The following is an 18,415-nucleotide window of genomic DNA, read 5'->3' on the forward strand; positions in this document are numbered from 1 at the left end:
TGGCACTCCCCCAGGGAGAGTGCCAAAACAGCGACGGGCAGGTCCGGCACCCGCGACGACGGATCGACCTGGTCGCCACCTCAGACAGTTAACCCCGTGAGATCTCCGAAGGGGGAGGTCGGATCGTGACGACCGCCAGCTCCAAGGTTGCCATCAAGCCGCTTGAGGACCGCATCGTGGTCCAGCCGCTCGACGCCGAGCAGACCACGGCCTCCGGCCTGGTCATTCCGGACACCGCGAAGGAGAAGCCCCAGGAGGGCGCTGTCCTCGCCGTCGGTCCGGGCCGCTTCGAGAACGGCGAGCGCCTGCCGCTCGACGTCAAGGTCGGTGACGTCGTGCTGTACAGCAAGTACGGCGGCACCGAGGTGAAGTACAACGGTGACGAGTACCTCGTGCTCTCGGCTCGCGACGTGCTCGCGATCATCGAGAAGTAAGCCGAGCCGTCTCCGCTTGTTCTTGATCCGCGCCCCTGGCTCCCGCTGACGTACTGAACCGGGCGCCGGGGGCGCGGTTTTTTCGCAGACCTTTTCAGAAGAGGACAGAAACGCTCCCATGGCGAAGATCCTGAAGTTCGACGAGGACGCCCGTCGCGCCCTTGAGCGCGGCGTCAACAAGCTGGCCGACACCGTGAAGGTGACGATCGGCCCCCGTGGCCGCAATGTCGTCATCGACAAGAAGTTCGGCGCTCCCACGATCACCAACGACGGTGTCACGATCGCCCGCGAGGTCGAGATCGAGGACCCGTACGAGAACCTGGGCGCCCAGCTCCTCAAGGAGGTGGCGACCAAGACCAACGACATCGCGGGTGACGGCACCACCACCGCCACCGTGCTGGCGCAGGCGCTGGTCCGCGAGGGTCTGCGCAACGTCGCCGCCGGTGCCTCCCCGGCCGCCCTGAAGAAGGGCATCGACGCCGCGGTCAAGGCCGTCTCCGACGAACTGCTCGCCACCGCCCGTCCGATCGAGGACAAGTCCGACATCGCCGCCGTGGCCGGGCTCTCCGCCCAGGACCCGCAGGTCGGCGAGCTCATCGGCGAGGCGATGGACAAGGTCGGCAAGGACGGCGTCATCACCGTCGAGGAGTCCAACACCTTCGGTCTGGAGCTGGACTTCACCGAGGGCATGGCCTTCGACAAGGGCTACCTCTCGCCGTACATGGTCACCGACCAGGAGCGGATGGAGGCCGTCCTGGAGGACCCGTACATCCTGATCAACCAGGGCAAGATCTCCTCCATCCAGGATCTGCTGCCGCTGCTGGAGAAGGTCATCCAGGCCGGTGGCTCCAAGCCGCTGCTGATCATCGCCGAGGACGTCGAGGGCGAGGCGCTCTCCACCCTCGTCGTCAACAAGATCCGCGGCACGTTCAACGCCGTCGCGGTCAAGGCCCCCGGCTTCGGTGACCGCCGCAAGGCGATGCTCCAGGACATGGCCACCCTCACCGGTGCCACCGTCGTCGCCGAAGAGGTCGGCCTCAAGCTCGACCAGGCCGGTCTGGACGTGCTGGGCTCCGCCCGCCGCGTGACCATCACCAAGGACGACACCACCATCGTCGACGGCGGCGGCGACTCCGCCGACGTCGCGGGCCGCGTCGCCCAGATCAAGGCCGAGATCGAGGGCACGGACTCCGACTGGGACCGCGAGAAGCTCCAGGAGCGCCTCGCCAAGCTGGCCGGCGGCGTCTGCGTGATCCGGGTCGGCGCCGCCACCGAGGTGGAGCTGAAGGAGAAGAAGCACCGTCTGGAGGACGCCATCTCCGCGACCCGCGCCGCGGTCGAGGAGGGCATCGTCTCCGGTGGTGGCTCCGCTCTCGTCCATGCCGCCAAGGTGCTCGACGGCGACCTCGGCAAGAAGGGCGACGAGGCCACCGGTGTCGGCGTCGTCCGCCGCGCCGCGGTCGAGCCGCTGCGCTGGATCGCCGAGAACGCCGGCCTCGAGGGCTACGTCATCGTCTCCAAGGTCCGCGAGCTGGAGACCGGCCACGGCTACAACGCCGCCACCGGCGAGTACCTGGACATGGTGAAGGCCGGCATCAACGACCCGGTCAAGGTCACCCGCTCCGCGCTGGAGAACGCCGCGTCGATCGCCTCCCTGCTGCTCACGACCGAGACCCTGGTCGTCGAGAAGAAGGAAGAGGAGCCGGCGGACGCGGGCCACGGCGGCCACGGCCACTCGCACTGACGCCTCCCGCCACCAAGGCCCGGCGCCCCCACGGGGCCCGGGCCTTGTGCGTTTCCGCCTCTCGCGGAGGGGGCCTCAGCCTTCCGGGGCACCGCCCCGAACTACCCGGGTCCCGCCCGGCGGCCTGATGCTGTCGGCGGTCTGCGGACCGGCCGTGGCTGGTCGCGCGGTTCCCCGCGCCCCTGAACACCTCCACCTGCTCCTGCTTCCGAAGGAGCCCGGCTCCGGGCCCGGGCTCCTCCTCAGCGGTGGTGCTGGGGAGAGCATTTAGGGGCGCGGGGAACCGCGCGAACGGCCACAGACGGGCCGCGGGCGCTCCGAAAGCGGTACTTCTGCGGCGCTGCCCCCGGCACGAGAACAAGGCGGCGCCCCGGGGGGCCTACGCCGAGTGGTGGAGCGACTCCCGGGTGACCGGTGTCGCGAACGGCGCGCCCCGGGCGAACCGTTCCAACTCCGAGAGCGCCGCGTCCGCCAGCCGGTGCAGCTCGTTCCCGAGCGACCCCGCCAGGTGCGGGGTCAGCAGCACGTTCGGCAGGGAGTACAGCGGTGAGCCGGCCGCCGGGACCTCCGGCTCCGTGACGTCCAGGACCGCGAAGAGCCGCCCGGACTCCAGCTCCCGTACCAGCGCCTCCTCCGCCACGAGCGACCCCCGGGACGTGTTGATCAGGGTCGCGCCGTCCGGCATCAGCGCCAGCCGCCGCGCGTCGATCAGCGACCTGGTCTCCGGCAGTTCCGGCGCGTGCACCGTGACGATGTCGCCGCGTGCGCAGAGCTCGTCGAGACCCACCGCCTCCGCGCCGAGCGCCGCCGCTTCCGCGCCGCCCAGGTACGGGTCGTACACCAGGACGTCCAGGTCGAACGGGCGCAGCAGTCCGATCACCAGACGGCCGATCCGGGACGCCCCGACGACTCCGACCGTACGGCGGTGGTTGCCCGCCCCGGCCAGTTCGGCGCCCCAGTCGTGGGCCGTACGCAGCTCCGCGTACCGCCGGGCCGACGGCAGGACCCGTTTGCCCGCGAAGAGGATCGCGGCCAGCGTGTACTCGGCGACCGGGACCGCGTTGGCCGCCGCCGCCGAGGAGACGGCGATGCCCCGCGCCCAGCAGGCGGCCGTGATGTGGCCCCGGACGGAGCCCGCCGCGTGCACCACGGCCGTGAGCCGGGGGGCCGCCGCGAGTGCCTCGGCGTCGAGGACCGGCGCTCCCCAGCAGGTCAGCAGGGCGTCGGCGGTCGCCAGGGCGTCGCGGACGGCGGGGGAGGGGTGCCGTAGATCATGGGCGACGAGCGCCGGATCGGTCCGGGCGATCGAGGTCAGCCGGTCCAGTCGGCGGCCGGTGAAGAGGCGTTCCGCGAGGCCGGGTTCCATGGCCAGCAGCACCCTGGGCCGGGTGTCCCCGCTGCCCCGGTCGCCGTCGGCGGCGTCCCCGCCGTCCGGGGCAGCGGCGGTGTCCGTGGTCCGCACGGGCGCGCCCTTACCGGGGGCCGTACTTGCGGCCGGTCCTGGAGGTGAGTCCCCCCAGCAGTCCGCGCGGGGCCAGTTTCACCACCCCCATCAGCGCCTTGTACCGAGGGTCCGGGATCGAGACCGACTTGCCGCGCGCCAGGTCCGCCAGCGCCGCGTCCACCAGCTTGTCGGCGTCCAGCCACATCCAGCCGGGGATGTTCTCCGTGCCCATTCCGGCCCGCTGATGGAACTCGGTCCGTACGAAACCGGGGCAGAGCGCCATCAGACGTACGCCCGAACCCGCCAGGTCCCGGGCCGCGCCCTGGGTGAACTGGACGACCCACGCCTTGGACGCGCCGTAGGTGCCGCGCGGGACGAAGGCCGCCACCGACGCCACATTGACCACACCGCCCCGGCCCCGGTCCCGCATCGGCCCGGCCGCCGCCGCGGTCAGCCGCAGCACCGCCTCGCAGTGGACCTTGAGCATGGTCAGCTCGTCGGCCATGGAGACTTCGAGGAAGCGGCCCTTGTTGCCGAAGCCCGCGTTGTTGACCAGCAGGTCCACCGGGTTTCTGCGGTCGTCGAGCCGCCGTTCCACGGCCGCGATGCCGTCCTCCGCCGACAGATCGGCGGTCAGCACCTCCGCCTCGATGCCGTGCCGGTCGTGCAGTTCGGTGGCCTGCTCCCGGAGCCTCTCGGTGTCCCGGGCCACCAGGACCAGATCGCGGCCGTCGGCGGCGAGTCGGCGGGCGAACGCGGCGCCGATCCCCGCGGTCGCTCCCGTAATCAGTGCGGTCGTCATAGGCGGCACGTTAGTGCCCCGGCCAGGGCCCGGACGTCGGCGCCCGCCCCGGCCGGAACCGGGACGGGCGCCGAAGACGGCCCCGGGCGGCGGTCCCGGACGCTCCCGTACGGCCGGGGGCGGCCCCGGCCCGTGCCGTCAGGCGGACCGCGGCCGTCCGGCCTGCCTGGCCAGATACTTGTCCATCTTCTCGATCACCGACGGATTGAGGACGTCCCGGACGACCCGCAACGACGGCAGCAGGTGCCGCTCCGTGGTGGCGGCCCGGAAGCAGAGGTTGACCGTGATCCCGTGGTCCGGGCGGTACGCGATCTCCACCGGGTCGCCCGCGCGGACCTCGCCGGGCTCGACGACCCGCAGATACGCCCCCGAGTCGGCCTGCTGGGTGAACCGCTTCAGCCAGCCCTTCTCGGGCAGTCCCAGTTCGCCGAGCCGGCCCGCGAACGTCCGGCACGGCACCCGGCCGCTGGTGACCTCCAGCAGGGCGCCGCCGATCCGCCAGCGCTCACCGATCAGGGCGCCGCTGACGTCGACACCGAGCGTCGTGAGGTTCTCGCCGAAGGAGCCGTTGGCGATCGGCTGCCCCAGCTCGCGCTCCCAGCGGTCCAGGTCCTCCCGGGCGAAGGCGTACACCGCCTGGTGGGGGCCGCCGTGGTTCTCCGCGTCGCAGACCGTGTCCCCGGCCACCCCGCTGCCCACGTTCCCCGCGCCCGGGTCCGCGAGCCCGACCGGCCCGTCGGCGGGCCGCTTGTCGATACCGGTGACCCCGCCGGGCGTACTCGTGTAGTCGACTATCCGGGGGCGGGCGACATTCACCGTCAGTAGCTTCATGTCCCTACGCTAAACCCCCGTGCTCAAAGCATCCACGGAGTAAGTCGCGCGATACCCAAGAATCTCTTATATTCGAAGGATGATCGAGGCGCGTCATCTCCGAGTCCTGCGCGCGGTGGCCGCCACCGGCTCCTTCTCCGCCGCCGCCCGCACCCTGGGCTGCACCCAGCCCGCGGTCAGCCAGCAGATGAAGGCCCTGGAGGGCTCGGCGGGCACCCCGCTGCTGATCCGTACCGGCCGTGAGATGCGACTCACCCAGGCCGGGGAGGCGCTGGTACGCCATGCCTCGGGCATCCTCGCCGGGCTCACCGCCGCCGAGGAGGAGGTCGCGGCGATCGCCGGGCTGCGGGCCGGCCGGGTCAGGCTGGTCTCCTTCCCCAGCGGCAGCTCCACCCTGGTCCCGACCGCCCTGGCCGCGCTCCGCGCCGCCCATCCCGGCACCCGGGTCTCCCTGGTCGACGCCGAGCCTCCGCGCTCGGTGGAGATGCTCCGCGACGGCGACTGCGATGTGGCGCTGGCCTTCCGCTACGCGGACCCGGGCGGGGACGCCGCGCCCGGAGCCGGAGCCGGAGCGGAAGGCCGGGCGGCCGACCGTGCCGACCAGGCCGACCAGTGGGACGACCTGGTGGTCCGGCCGCTGCTCGCCGACCGGCTCGTAGGGCTGGTCCCCGAGGGCCACCGGCTCGCCGGCGCCGGGACCGTCGCCATCGGGGACCTCGCCGACGATCCGTGGATCGCGGGCTGCCCCCGCTGCCGCCGTCAGCTGGTCGATGTCTGCGAGTCCGCCGGGTTCACCCCCAGGATCGACTTCGCCACCGACGACTACCCGGCCGTCGCGGGGCTCGTCGGCGCCGGGCTCGGCGTCGCCGTCCTGCCCGAGCTGGCGCTGGAGTCGGTCCGGGCCAAGGGCGCGGTCACGGTCACGCTCGCCCCCCGGGTCGAACGGGAGATCGTCGCCCTCACCCTGCCCGACCTGGCCCAGGTGCCCGCCGTCGCGGCCACCCTCGACCAGCTGACCCGGGCCGCCGCGCGCTGAGCCGCCGTACGCCCGACCGCCCGGACGGCCGCCGTGCCGTACGGGCCGCGCCGGTACGGGCGCCCGCGCCGGGGCGGCCGGCCCCTGCGGCGGGCCGGCTGTAAAGAAACGTTTCTGCGCTGTTCGGGGCCGGTTCGGTCAATGCCGGCGGTTGGTCTCCCCGGCGCCGCTCCCGGCGGGCACCAGCCGGTGCCGCGCCCGCCCCATCAGCTCCTCGCGCTCGTCCTCGGTCAGCCCGCCCCAGACGCCGTAGGGCTCCCGCACCGCGAGGGCGTGGGCCGCGCACTCCGCCCGTACCGGGCACCGCATGCACACCTCTTTCGCCGAATTCTCCCGGGCGCTGCGGGCGGCGCCCCGCTCGCCCTCGGGGTGGAAGAAGAGAGAGCTGTCCACCCCGCGGCAGGCGGCGAGCAGCTGCCAGTCCCACAAGTCGGCGTTGGGTCCCGGAAGGCGGGAGAAATCTGCCATGGCTTGCCCCTTGAATCCGTGCTCAGTGGGTCCGGTCGGGTCGTACGGGCGTGTGGCCGCCGCGCCGCGCCGATGTCCGCACCATGTCTCACGACCGTACATCTACTATCTAAGTAGATGTAAATATGATTCATTGCGAATCTAGCCATAGACACTGACGAAAGTGAAGAAAAAGCATCTAAATGGGGCATAGCTTTCAGGTAAACCCCGCCACCCGCGCGGTCCCGCCCGGATGCCGAAGAGGCCCCGGGAACCCGTAACTCTTTCGAGTGACCGTCGTTTGTAGGTCGAGGCGGTTGAAGGAACGAGCGCTCGGGCACATGTCCGAGAGCGTTCAACCGCACAGGTGACGATACGTACCAGCCTGGAGGCTCAAGGTGACGCGCATCAGCTGCGAGCGCCGCGGAGGTCAGCCATGACGTCCGTCCTCGTCTGCGACGACTCCCCGCTCGCCCGAGAGGCGCTCCGCCGCGCGGTGGCAACCGTGCCCGGCGTGGAGCGCGTGACGACCGCGGCCAACGGCGAGGAGGTCCTCCGCCGCTGGGGTGCCGACCGCTCGGACCTCATCCTGATGGATGTCCGCATGCCCGGCCTGGGCGGGGTCGAAACCGTCCGGCGGCTGCTCTCGGCCGATCCGGGCGCCCGGATCATCATGCTCACGGTCGCCGAGGACCTCGACGGGGTGGCCCTCGCGGTCGCCGCCGGGGCCCGCGGCTATCTCCACAAGGACGCCTCCCGCGCCGAGCTGCGGGCGACGGTCACCCAGGCGCTGGCCGACCCGACCTGGCGGCTCGCCCCCCGGCGGCTGCGGTCGGCCGAGATGGGTGCCGCCCCCACGCTCACCGCCCGGGAGATCCAGGTCCTGGAGGGTATGAGCCACGGCCGGTCCAATGCGGAGATCGGCCGGGAGCTGTTCCTCTCGGAGGACACGGTCAAGACCCATGCCCGCCGCCTCTTCAAGAAGCTGGGCGCGTCGGACCGGGCGCACGCCGTCGCGCTCGGATTCCGCTGGGGCCTGGTCCGCTGAGGGCAACCCCCTGATGAACTCGACGCTCCTTCGCGGGACCCCGGTCCCCGGAGGCACCGGGTACCCCGCTCGCCGTACGGTGGTGGGCGGGGAGACGGAGCCGGCGGGCGTTCGTTTCCTCCGCGATGCCGCATCCTTGAGGTGTGGAGTTCCTCGGGGAGTCGGTCGAGCGGAAGGGGAGGGCGCTAGCGATGAGTTCCGGCGCACCTGCTCATAACGCTTCGGTGCACAACATGGGGCGCGGTGCCACGGACGAGCGGCCACCGAGGCACCATGGACCGATGCGTGACGACAGAAGCACAGTGATTGGTGCCCTCGTTCGCCACGCCGTCGACGGGGACGAACGGGCCACCCGCGATCTGCTCGCCCATGTTCACCCCCTCGCGCTGCGCTACTGCCGCACCCGGTTGAGCAGGCTCCCCGGTGACGCCCGCCACTTCGTCGAGGACCTGGCGCAGGAGGTCTGCGTCGCCGTGCTGATGGCCCTGCCGCGCTACCGGGACACGGGCCGCCCCTTCGAGGCGTTCGTCTTCGCCATCGCCTCCCACAAGGTCGCCGACCTGCAACGGGCCGCCATGCGGCACCCCGGTTCGACGGCCGTGCCCTCCGACGAGATGCCGGAGCGGCCGGACGATTCCCTCGGGCCCGAGGAGCGGGCGCTGCTCAGCAGCGACGCCGAATGGGTCAAGAAGCTGCTGGCCAATCTGCCCGAGACGCAGCGCGAGCTGCTGGTGCTGAGGGTCGCGGTGGGGCTGACGGCGGAGGAGACCGGCCAGATGCTCGGGATGTCGCCCGGCGCGGTCCGGGTCGCCCAGCACCGAGCGCTGAGCCGGCTGCGGGCCCTCGCCGAGCAATAGCCGTACGCCTCCCGGGACGAGGTGAGCCGCGCCGGGACGAGCCGCGCCGAGCTGCGGTCCGACGCCGGAACGGTGCCGCGACGGCGCCGGAACGAACCCGGCGGGTCGGCTGGTTTCGATGGCGGGCCGGTTCCGTGCGAGCGGGGCGCGTACGGCATTCGTACGGCCCCCGGGCCTCGCGCCTACGCCATCCGTCCGCCGCCCGCAAACCATTCGTACGACATGTGGACCATCGCACAAAGTGGCCGGGTGATCTTGATCGTGGAATGGGACGGGCCTCCGGGCCGTTAGCATGGACATCCGCACCGATCAAGGCCATTTGGGGAAGGTGTCATGACCAACGTCGACGGAGTGCCCGAGAAATTCGCGACACTCGGGCTGACCTACGACGATGTGCTGCTGCTGCCGGGCTCCTCCGATATGGCCCCCGACCAGATCGACACCTCTTCGTACATCTCCAGGAACGTCCGGGTGAACGTCCCGCTGCTCTCCGCGGCCATGGACAAGGTCACCGAGTCCCGGATGGCCATCGCGATGGCCCGTCAGGGCGGCGTGGGCGTACTGCACCGCAATCTCTCCATCACCGACCAGGCCAACCAGGTCGACCTGGTGAAGCGGTCCGAGTCCGGCATGGTCACCGACCCGATCACGGTGCACCCCGACGCCACGCTCGCCGAGGCCGATCTGCTCTGCGCCAAGTTCCGGATCAGCGGTGTCCCGGTCACCGACCGGGGCGGCAAGCTGCTGGGCATCGTCACCAACCGCGATATGGCCTTCGAGTCGGACCGGGGCCGTCAGGTCCGTGAGGTCATGACCCCGATGCCGCTGGTCACCGGCAAGGTCGGGATCTCCGGTGTGGACGCCATGGAGCTGCTGCGCCGTCACAAGATCGAGAAGCTGCCGCTGGTGGACGACGCCGGGGTGCTCAAGGGCCTGATCACGGTCAAGGACTTCGTCAAGGCCGAGCAGTACCCCAACGCGGCCAAGGACGGCAACGGCCGGCTGCTGGTCGGCGCGGCCGTCGGAGTCGCCGGTGACGCCTTCGAGCGGGCCCAGGCCCTGATCGGGGCCGGGGTCGACTTCATCGTGGTCGACACCGCGCACGGCCACTCCCGGCTGGTCGGCGACATGGTCGCCAAGATCAAGTCGAACCACGGGGGCGTCGATGTCATCGGCGGCAACGTGGCCACCCGCGACGGCGCCCAGGCGCTGATCGACGCGGGCGCCGACGGCGTCAAGGTCGGGGTCGGCCCCGGCTCCATCTGCACCACCCGGGTGGTCGCCGGTATCGGCGTCCCCCAGGTCACCGCGATCTACGAGGCGTCCCTCGCCGCCAAGGAGGCCGGGATCCCGGTCATCGGCGACGGCGGCCTCCAGTACTCGGGCGATATCGCCAAGGCCCTGGTCGCGGGTGCCGACACGGTGATGCTGGGCTCCCTGCTCGCCGGGTGCGAGGAGTCCCCGGGCGAGCTGCTCTTCATCAACGGCAAGCAGTTCAAGTCGTACCGCGGCATGGGTTCCCTGGGCGCCATGCAGTCCCGCGGCGAGCAGCGCTCCTTCTCCAAGGACCGCTACTTCCAGGAGGGCGTCGCCTCCGACGAGAAGATCGTCCCCGAGGGCATCGAGGGCCAGGTTCCGTACCGGGGTCCGCTCTCCGCCGTCGTCCACCAGCTGGTCGGCGGGCTGCGCCAGTCGATGTTCTACGTCGGCGGCCGTACGGTCCCCGAGCTCCAGGCCAACGGCCGGTTCGTCCGGATCACCTCGGCCGGGCTCAAGGAGAGCCACCCGCACGACATTCAGATGACCGTCGAGGCGCCGAACTACAGCCGTAAGTAATTCGCGCACCGGTACCCCGTGACGGTTGTGCGGACCGTCACGTCCCCGGGAGGGGCGGTACGGGGCGTTCCGCGAGGACGCCCGGGCCGCCCCTCCGTCATGTGTCGGGGATACTGGTAGGCGCTGACTCAGAGGAAAGGTCCGGACAAGGTGACTGAGATCGAGATCGGGCGCGGCAAGCGCGGACGGCGGGCGTACGCGTTCGATGACATCGCCGTCGTACCGAGCCGTCGTACGCGGGACCCGAAGGAGGTCTCGATCGCCTGGCAGATCGACGCCTACCGCTTCGAGCTGCCCTTCCTGGCCGCCCCCATGGACTCCGTGGTCTCCCCGCAGACCGCGATCCGGATCGGTGAGCTGGGCGGACTGGGCGTACTGAACCTCGAAGGGCTCTGGACCCGGTACGAGGACCCGCAGCCGCTGCTCGACGAGATCGCCGAGCTGCCCGCCGAGACGGCGACCCGGCGCCTCCAGGAGATCTACGAGGCTCCTATCAAGGAAGAGCTGATCGGGCAGCGGATCAAGGAGGTGCGCGACTCGGGCGTGGTCACGGCCGCCGCGCTCTCCCCGCAGCGCACCGCGCAGTTCTCCAAGGCCGTGGTGGACGCGGGTGTGGACCTCTTCGTGATCCGCGGGACCACGGTCTCCGCCGAGCACGTCTCGGGCGCCGCCGAGCCGCTCAACCTCAAGCAGTTCATCTACGAACTGGACGTTCCGGTCATCGTGGGCGGCTGTGCCACCTACACGGCCGCCCTGCACCTGATGCGGACCGGCGCGGCCGGTGTGCTGGTGGGCTTCGGCGGCGGCGCCGCGCACACCACCCGCAACGTGCTGGGCATCCAGGTGCCGATGGCGACGGCGGTGGCCGATGTCGCCGCGGCCCGCCGGGACTACATGGACGAGTCCGGCGGCCGGTACGTGCACGTCATCGCCGACGGCGGAGTGGGCTGGTCCGGCGATCTGCCGAAGGCCATCGCCTGCGGCGCCGACGCCGTGATGATCGGCTCCCCGCTGGCCCGCGCCACGGACGCCCCCGGCCGGGGCCGCCACTGGGGCATGGAGGCCGCGCACGAGGACGTCCCGCGCGGCAAGCTGGTCGACCTGGGCATCGTCGGCACCACCGAGGAGGTCCTCACCGGCCCCTCGCACACGCCGGACGGTTCGATGAACTTCTTCGGCGCGCTGCGCCGGGCGATGGCGACGACGGGCTACAGCGAGCTGAAGGAGTTCCAGCGCGTCGAGGTCACGATCGCGGATTCCCAGCACCGCCGCTGATCTCTCTCCGCCTCTCGGGGCCCGCCACCTGCGAAGGTGCCGGGCCCTTCGGGCTTTCCGGGGGCGGGGGCCGCCTTCCTCCAGGGCGGCGCCGGTGAGGCATCCAGGGGCGCGGGGAACTACGCGACCAGCCACCTCCGAGCTGCGGTCGAGGCCAACCGTTCCCGGCAGACGCGACCGCCCCCACGAAAGATTCAGAGGCGGTACGCCGCCCCCGTCGGCGTCGCGCCCCTCGTGTCGAGGAAGAGCTGCGCCTTCACCGCGAGCCCCTGGAGGTCGTAGGTGCGGTGGTTCTGGAGGAGGACCGTGAGATCCGCGTCGGCCACGGCCTCGTAGAGCGATTCGGCCCGGGGGACGGGCGCGCCGTCGACCTGCCAGTCGAGGATGTACGGGTCGTGGTAGCCGAGGGTCGCGCCGAGCCCGGTCAGCCGGTGGGCGATCTCGGTGGCGGGGGTGCCCCGGAGGTCGGCGATATCGGGTTTGTAGGTGACGCCGAGCAGCAGGACCCGCGCGCCCCGGGCCGATTTGCCGTGCTCGTTGAGGAGCGTCGCGCACCGCTGGACGACGTACCGGGGCATTCGGCCGTTGATCTCCCGGGCCAGCCCGGTCATCCGGAGGGCGGGGCCGGGGGCCCGGCCGGGGTCCAGCGGCGCGCCGTGGCCGCCGACGCCGGGGCCGGGGCGGAAGGCGTGGAAGCCGTACGGCTTGGTCTCGGCGCAGCGGATGACGTCCCACAGGTCGACGCCGAGGTCGTGGCAGAGCACCGCCATCTCGTTGACGAGGGCGATGTTGACCTGGCGGTAGTTGGTCTCCAGCAGTCTCACGGTCTCGGCCTCGCGCGGGCCCCTGGCCCGGACGACCCGGTCGGTGAGCCTGCCGTAGAAGGCGGCGGCGGACTCGGTGCAGGCGGGGGTGAGGCCGCCGATGACCTTGGGGACGGTGGTGTAGTCGTGGGTCCGGCGGCCGGGGTCCACCCGTCCGGGCGAGTACGCCAGATGGAAATCGCGTCCGGCCCGCAGTCCGGAGCCCTCTTCGAGGAGGGGGCGCAGAAACGTCTCGGTGGTGCCGGGCGCGACGGGGGACTCCAGCAGGACGGTGGTGTGGGGGCGGAGCCGGGCGGCGAGCAGCCGGGTGGCGTCGGCGAGGCCGGTGAGATCGGGGTCGCCGACGGGGTCGAGGGGGGTGGGGACGCAGAGGGCGGCGGTGCGTACCCGGCCGAGTTCGGCGGGGTCGGTGACGGCTTTGAAGCCGCCCGCGACCATCCGGCGGACGTCGGCGGGGGTCCGCCCGGCCGCCGGATCGGCGAGGCGGGCGGGGTCGGGGTCGTAGCCGATGGTGGCGATACCGGCGGTCACGGCGGCCTGGGCGAGCGGGAGGCCGTCGGTGCCGAGTCCGATGACGGCGAGATCTGCGGGCATGGCGTGGGCCGTCCTTCCCTTAACCGGAGGGGGTTGTCGGCGCAAGCCCGGTGGGCTGCATGGGCGGGCGCAATGTCAGACTAGGCGTAAATATGAACGTTATGTCGGATTGTGCGGCTGTGGGATACGGAGTGTTATCCACAGGCGGTGGCTGAAGTCGCGGAGCGGGGACAGAATCGAAGAGGTGGACCCGGCGGGATCTTCCGGCCGGACCACCGGACCGGTCCTGGGCCGGTGCGGTTCGGCATGGTTCTGTGCGGGCCGCCGGGCGGAACCGATCCGTGCGGGCCGCCGGGCCGCGGCGCATGGGCGCGGTGTGCGCGGGCACGCGCATATCGGGGCCCGCGGCTCGCGGCTTCGCGGGCCGGGCAGGGCAGACGGGGGCGACGGGAGGCATGCGGTGAAGACAGCGGCACTTGGACCCGAGGAGCGCGCCGAGGCGCTCGCCGCGATGGCGGAGCGGGAGTTGGACGTCCTGGTCGTCGGCGCGGGCGTGGTCGGCGCCGGTACGGCGTTGGACGCGGTGACCAGAGGGCTCTCCACCGGCCTGGTGGAGGCCCGTGACTGGGCGTCCGGTACGTCGAGCCGGTCGAGCAAGCTCATTCACGGGGGGCTGCGCTATCTGGAGATGCTGGACTTCGCGCTGGTCCGCGAGGCGTTGAAGGAGCGGGGGCTGTTGCTGGAGCGGCTCGCGCCGCATCTGGTGAAGCCGGTGCCGTTCCTCTATCCCCTCCAGCACAAGGGCTGGGAGCGGTTCTACGCGGGCGCGGGCGTCGCGCTCTACGACACGATGTCCATCTCCTCCGGCCACGGCCGGGGCCTGCCCGTCCACCGCCATCTCTCCCGGCGGCACGCCCTGCGGGTGGCGCCCTGTCTGCGCAAGGACGCCCTCGTCGGCGCCCTCCAGTATTACGACGCCCAGATGGACGACGCCCGGTTCGTCGCCACCCTGGTGCGGACCGCCGCGACCTACGGGGCCAGGGTCGCCAGCCGGGCCCGGGTGATCGGCTTCCTGCGGGAGGGCGAGCGGGTCGTCGGCGCCCGGGTGCAGGACGTCGAGGGCGGCGGGGAGTACGAGATCCGGGCCCGCCAGGTGGTCAACGCCACCGGTGTGTGGACGGACGACACCCAGGCCCTGATCGCCGAACGCGGCCAGTTCCACGTCCGGGCGTCCAAGGGCATTCATCTCGTCGTCCCCAAGGACCGGATCCACTCCACCACCGGGCTGATCCTGCGGACCGAGAAGTCGGTGCTCTTCGTCATCCCCTGGGGACGGCACTGGATCGTCGGCACCACGGACACCGACTGGGATCTCGACAAGGCGCATCCCGCCGCCTCCAGCGCCGATATCGACTATCTGCTGGAGCATGTGAACTCGGTCCTGGCCACCCCGCTGACCCGGGACGACGTCCAGGGCGTCTATGCCGGACTGCGGCCCCTGCTCGCCGGGGAGTCCGATGCGACCAGCAAGCTCTCCCGGGAGCACACGGTCGCCCATCCGGTCCCCGGCCTCGTGGTGGTGGCGGGCGGCAAGTACACGACGTACCGGGTGATGGCGAAGGACGCGGTGGACGAGGCGGTGCACGGGCTCGACCAGCGGGTGGCCGCCTGTGTCACCGAGGAGACGCCCCTGGTCGGTGCCGAGGGCTACCCGGCCTTGTGGAACAAGCGCGCCGGGATCGCCGCCAGGACCGGACTCCATGTCGTCCGGGTCGAGCATCTGCTCAACCGCTACGGCTCATTGGCCGAGGAGGTCCTCGCCCTGGTCACCGAGGATCCGGGGCTCGGGGAGCCGCTGGGCGGCGCGGACGACTATCTGCGGGCCGAGGTCGTCTATGCCGCGTCCCACGAGGGCGCCCGCCATCTCGACGACGTCCTCACCCGCCGGACCCGGATCTCCATCGAGACCTTCGACCGGGGGACCCGCTGTGCCCGGGAGTGCGCCGAGTTGATGGCCCCCGTGCTGGGCTGGGACGCGAAGCAGATCGAGAAGGAGGTCGAGCACTACGAGAAGCGGGTGGAGGCCGAACGGGAGTCGCAGCGCCAGCCGGACGATCTGACGGCGGACGCGGCGAGACTGGGCGCGCCGGACATCGTGCCGCTCTGACGGGAGGCGGGAGTCCGGCGCGGCGCGCGGCCGAGAGGCCGAGGGGGCGGACCCGCGCGGCGCCGGTGCGAGGCGCGTCCGGTACGGCGACGGCCGGGCGCGTCCGGGGCGGGTGAGCGCGTCGGAAAGGGGGCGTGCGATCGGTGGGGCAGATGTTTTCCATGAGCTGGGAGGGACGTGCAGGGCCGGAGTTCCCGGCGGGATTTCGTCATCGACCGTCCCGTGGTGGGGAATTCACCGCGGGCCGGTGGCCGCCGCCGGGGGCGGGGGTGTACCACCGCGTGGGACGGTGCCCCGCCGAGGGTGGGGGCCCGGCGGGTTCCGTACTACTCTCGCCAGAACCCACGGGTGTGCGGCGGACCCTGAAGACATGCCCTGCCCGGAGTGAGAGACAATGAAAGCTCTGCCAGGGCGTGTTACCGCATCGCGCGGGAGCGACAGGCGCGGGCGAAGACCAGGGATCGCAGAGGGGACGCATGTCGGAGGCAGAGCAGTCGCGGAAGCCCCAGCGGGACGGCTCCGAGGAGCGTGCGTCTGCGGTGGACGGGGCGGGTAACGGAGCTGACGGCGGATCGGCCGCGGACCCGGGCTCCGGCCGGGGCGGCGGTGCGGAGCCGGCCCGGGAAGAGCCCGCCCGGAAGAAGTCGGCGGCCGGGAGCGAGCGGACGGCGGAACCGGCCTCCGCGGACGCGAAGACCGCCGTCGTGGGCGCGTCCGCCGGGGCCCGTAAGGCCGGTGGCCCGTCCGGCGAGGGCGGCGCGAGTACCGGGAAAGGCGCGTCCGGCGAGCGTCCCGGCGGCGACAAGGAGCCGGTGATCGGCGCCCAGGCCGACCGGCGTTCGAAGGCCCGCCCGGCCCCTGAACGCGCCACCGGCAGCGGCACCGGTGGCGAGAGCGACGGCGACGGACCCGGGGCGGGTTCGGACGAGGGCGGGAACACGGACTCGGACGAGTCGAAGGCCGCCCCGGCGGCCGGGGGCGCCGGAGAGCCGGCGAAGCCCGTAAAGGCCGATGAGAGCGGCGAAGCCCGTAAGACGGCGAAGAAACCCGCCGCCTCCGCCGCCTCCGCCGACTCCGGGCGCAAGGCCCGGGGCACGGGCCGCGCCGAGTCCGAGGGGCGGCTGCTCGCCGGGCGCTACCGGCTGGGCGGGGTGCTCGGCCGGGGCGGTATGGGCACGGTCTGGCGGGCCGAGGACGAGACCCTCGGCCGGACCGTCGCCGTCAAGGAACTGCGCTTCCCCAACCAGATCGACGAGGACGAGAAGCGACGGCTCATCACCCGGACGCTGCGCGAGGCCAAGGCGATCGCCCGGATCCGCAACACCAGCGCCGTCACCGTCTACGACGTGGTCGACGAGGACGACCGGCCGTGGATCGTGATGGAGCTGGTCGAGGGCAAGTCCCTGGCCGAAGTCATCCGCGAGGACGGCATCCTGACGCCCCGCCGCGCCGCCGAGGTCGGCCTGGCGATACTCGACGTCCTGCGGTCGGCCCACCGCGAGGGCATCCTGCACCGCGATGTGAAGCCGTCGAACGTGCTGATCGGCAAGGACGGCCGGGTCGTCCTCACCGACTTCGGTATCGCCCTGGTCGAGGGCGACCCCTCCATCACCTCCACCGGCATGCTCGTCGGCGCCCCCTCGTACATCTCGCCCGAGCGGGCCCGGGGCCACCGGCCGGGACCCGCGGCCGACCTGTGGTCGCTGGGCGGTCTGCTCTACGCCAGCGTCGAGGGCACCCCGCCGTACGACAAGGGCTCGGCGATCGCCACCCTGACCGCCGTCATGACCGAACCCCTGGACCCGCCGAAGAACGCGGGCCCCCTGGAGGAGGTCATCTACGGACTGCTCGCCAAGGACCCCGCGCAGCGCCTCGACGACGACGGCGCCCGGGCCCTGCTGAGCCGGGTCGTCAACGCCCCGGACGAGCCGGTGGCGCCGCTCCCGGCCGACGCCACCCGCGCCATGGCGCTGCCGACCATCCCGCCGCCCGAGCCCGCCGCCCCGGCCCGGCCGCCCGTCGCCGACCGGCCGCGCGGCCCCCGGCGGCCCGCCCGTCCCGGCGGCCGGGGCGCCGCCGCTACAGGTGCCGCCGCCACGGGCGCGGCGGCCGGAGGCGCGGGCGCCGTACAGCAGCCCGCCCGGCCGCCGGAGCCGCCGGTGCAGCGGGCCGCGCCCCGCCGGGCGCCCCTGACCGACGTCGTCCCGCGCCGTACGCTGATCCTGCTCGCGGTCGGCGTCGTGCTGGCCCTGCTCGGCACGATCCTCTATCTGACCATCGGCCGGGACGGGAACAACGGCGACGACGCGGCGAAGACCGGTACCGGGAAGCCGCCCGCGTCCGCCGGGGCCGACGACGGCACCAGGGGCGACGGCGGCCGGGAGAAGACCACCGGCGGTACCGGCAGGGAATCGCCCGCCGGTGACCCCGCGAAGGACGGCGGCAAGTCCGGTACCACCCCCGGCGGTACGAACCCCGGGGCGTCGAAGCCGCCCGCGAAGGGCGACGGCGCCAAGGGCGACCCGGCGAAGGGCGAACTGCCCGCCGGATACGCGGCCAAGTCCGACGACCGGTTCCGCTTCTCCATGGCGATGCCGAAGGAGTTCCGCCGGACCCAGATAGCCGGGCGGAACTCGGGCGGCATATTCAACGACCGCAGGGGCGCCTACCCGCGCGTCCAGGTCGACTTCAACAGCAGCCCCGGCAATGACGCGGCCGCCGCCTGGCAGGCCGCGGTCCCCGCGACCCGGGGCAGCAGCCGGAACTTCAAGCAGCTCGGTATCGAGACCGTCCAGTACCGGGGCTATCCGACCGTCGCCGACTGGCGGTTCGAACGGGACCACGACGGCGAGCGCATCCGCTTCCTCAACCGGGGCTTCAAGGTCGACGAACGGCGCGGCTACTCGATCATGGTGTCCTGTCCGGTGGCCGAGTGGGACGGGCCCGAGTGCCGGACGCTGCGGGACACCGCGTTCGCGACATTCGAGCCCAAGGACTGAGCGGGTACACGTATCGTGAGAAGTCCCGGACGGAACGCGGCCGGACGGGCGTTCGGAACACCGTGCGGACGGCCGGAGGGACCGGCGGACGACCCGGCCGCCGATACGTCCTGACGGACCGTACGGACCCGGCCGGC

At 72.2% G+C, this 18,415-nt stretch carries 14 protein-coding genes; 9 read left to right on the plus strand and 5 right to left on the minus strand.

Annotated features, from left to right (window positions below; translation table 11 throughout):
* The first annotated feature begins 125 nt into the window (after positions 1–125).
* On the plus strand, positions 126–434 hold the full coding sequence (gene groES / locus ABZ714_RS05735; protein WP_004955293.1) for a co-chaperone GroES: 309 nt from the start codon (positions 126–128) through the stop codon (positions 432–434).
* A gap of 118 nt (positions 435–552) precedes the next feature.
* The gene (gene groL / locus ABZ714_RS05740) at positions 553–2,178 is read left to right on the plus strand and encodes a chaperonin GroEL (RefSeq protein ID WP_358823874.1); all 1,626 of its coding nucleotides are present in this window, start codon (positions 553–555) and stop codon (positions 2,176–2,178) included.
* A gap of 379 nt (positions 2,179–2,557) precedes the next feature.
* On the opposite strand, the gene ABZ714_RS05745 is transcribed toward groL, so the two are convergent.
* From ABZ714_RS05745 to ABZ714_RS05755, 3 genes are all read right to left on the minus strand, one after another.
* Positions 2,558–3,544 carry a hydroxyacid dehydrogenase gene (locus tag ABZ714_RS05745; protein WP_358823981.1) on the minus strand — a complete coding sequence of 329 codons (987 nt, stop codon included), beginning with the start codon at positions 3,542–3,544 and terminating at the stop codon, positions 2,558–2,560.
* A 106-nt stretch (positions 3,545–3,650) separates the two neighbouring features.
* A complete protein-coding gene (locus tag ABZ714_RS05750; RefSeq protein WP_358823875.1) occupies positions 3,651–4,424 on the minus strand; it encodes an SDR family oxidoreductase in 774 nt (257 codons plus the stop codon).
* A 138-nt stretch (positions 4,425–4,562) separates the two neighbouring features.
* A complete protein-coding gene (locus ABZ714_RS05755) occupies positions 4,563–5,255 on the minus strand; it encodes an MOSC domain-containing protein (RefSeq protein WP_358823876.1) in 693 nt (230 codons plus the stop codon).
* Between the two features lie 79 nt (positions 5,256–5,334).
* Here ABZ714_RS05755 and ABZ714_RS05760 point away from each other — a divergent pair, with 79 nt between their 5' ends.
* Positions 5,335–6,291, plus strand: coding sequence for a LysR family transcriptional regulator (locus ABZ714_RS05760; RefSeq protein ID WP_358823877.1), 957 nt, complete (start codon positions 5,335–5,337; stop codon positions 6,289–6,291).
* Between the two features lie 138 nt (positions 6,292–6,429).
* Here ABZ714_RS05760 and ABZ714_RS05765 read toward each other — a convergent pair whose 3' ends face one another.
* Positions 6,430–6,759, minus strand: a complete 330-nt coding sequence (locus ABZ714_RS05765) for a WhiB family transcriptional regulator (protein WP_358823878.1) — start codon at positions 6,757–6,759, stop codon at positions 6,430–6,432.
* 415 nt (positions 6,760–7,174) lie between these two features.
* On the opposite strand from ABZ714_RS05765, the gene ABZ714_RS05770 reads away from it, so the two are divergent.
* The 4 genes from ABZ714_RS05770 (at position 7,175) to ABZ714_RS05785 (ending at position 11,754) form a co-directional block, all read left to right on the plus strand.
* Positions 7,175–7,786 (plus strand): response regulator transcription factor, encoded by a 612-nt coding sequence (locus ABZ714_RS05770; protein WP_003948568.1) that lies wholly within the window; start codon positions 7,175–7,177, stop codon positions 7,784–7,786.
* Positions 7,787–8,067: 281 nt separating this feature from the next.
* Complete coding sequence (locus tag ABZ714_RS05775) at positions 8,068–8,643, plus strand: sigma-70 family RNA polymerase sigma factor (protein ID WP_358823879.1); 576 nt, start codon at positions 8,068–8,070, stop codon at positions 8,641–8,643.
* Positions 8,644–8,976: 333 nt separating this feature from the next.
* Positions 8,977–10,479 (plus strand): IMP dehydrogenase, encoded by a 1,503-nt coding sequence (gene guaB / locus ABZ714_RS05780; RefSeq protein ID WP_358823880.1) that lies wholly within the window; start codon positions 8,977–8,979, stop codon positions 10,477–10,479.
* Between the two features lie 150 nt (positions 10,480–10,629).
* The gene (locus ABZ714_RS05785; RefSeq protein ID WP_358823881.1) at positions 10,630–11,754 is read left to right on the plus strand and encodes a GuaB3 family IMP dehydrogenase-related protein; all 1,125 of its coding nucleotides are present in this window, start codon (positions 10,630–10,632) and stop codon (positions 11,752–11,754) included.
* A gap of 194 nt (positions 11,755–11,948) precedes the next feature.
* On the opposite strand, the gene ABZ714_RS05790 is transcribed toward ABZ714_RS05785, so the two are convergent.
* On the minus strand, positions 11,949–13,172 hold the full coding sequence (locus ABZ714_RS05790; RefSeq protein WP_358823882.1) for a nucleotide sugar dehydrogenase: 1,224 nt from the start codon (positions 13,170–13,172) through the stop codon (positions 11,949–11,951).
* A 400-nt stretch (positions 13,173–13,572) separates the two neighbouring features.
* Here ABZ714_RS05790 and ABZ714_RS05795 point away from each other — a divergent pair, with 400 nt between their 5' ends.
* Positions 13,573–15,279: a glycerol-3-phosphate dehydrogenase/oxidase gene (locus ABZ714_RS05795; RefSeq protein WP_358823883.1), complete on the plus strand. Its 1,707-nt coding sequence runs from the start codon at positions 13,573–13,575 to the stop codon at positions 15,277–15,279.
* A gap of 476 nt (positions 15,280–15,755) precedes the next feature.
* Positions 15,756–18,278 carry a protein kinase gene (locus ABZ714_RS05800; RefSeq protein WP_358823884.1) on the plus strand — a complete coding sequence of 841 codons (2,523 nt, stop codon included), beginning with the start codon at positions 15,756–15,758 and terminating at the stop codon, positions 18,276–18,278.
* Positions 18,279–18,415 lie beyond the last annotated feature (137 nt).

Source organism: Streptomyces sp. NPDC006798 (assembly GCF_040635975.1).
GTDB lineage: Bacteria > Actinomycetota > Actinomycetes > Streptomycetales > Streptomycetaceae > Streptomyces.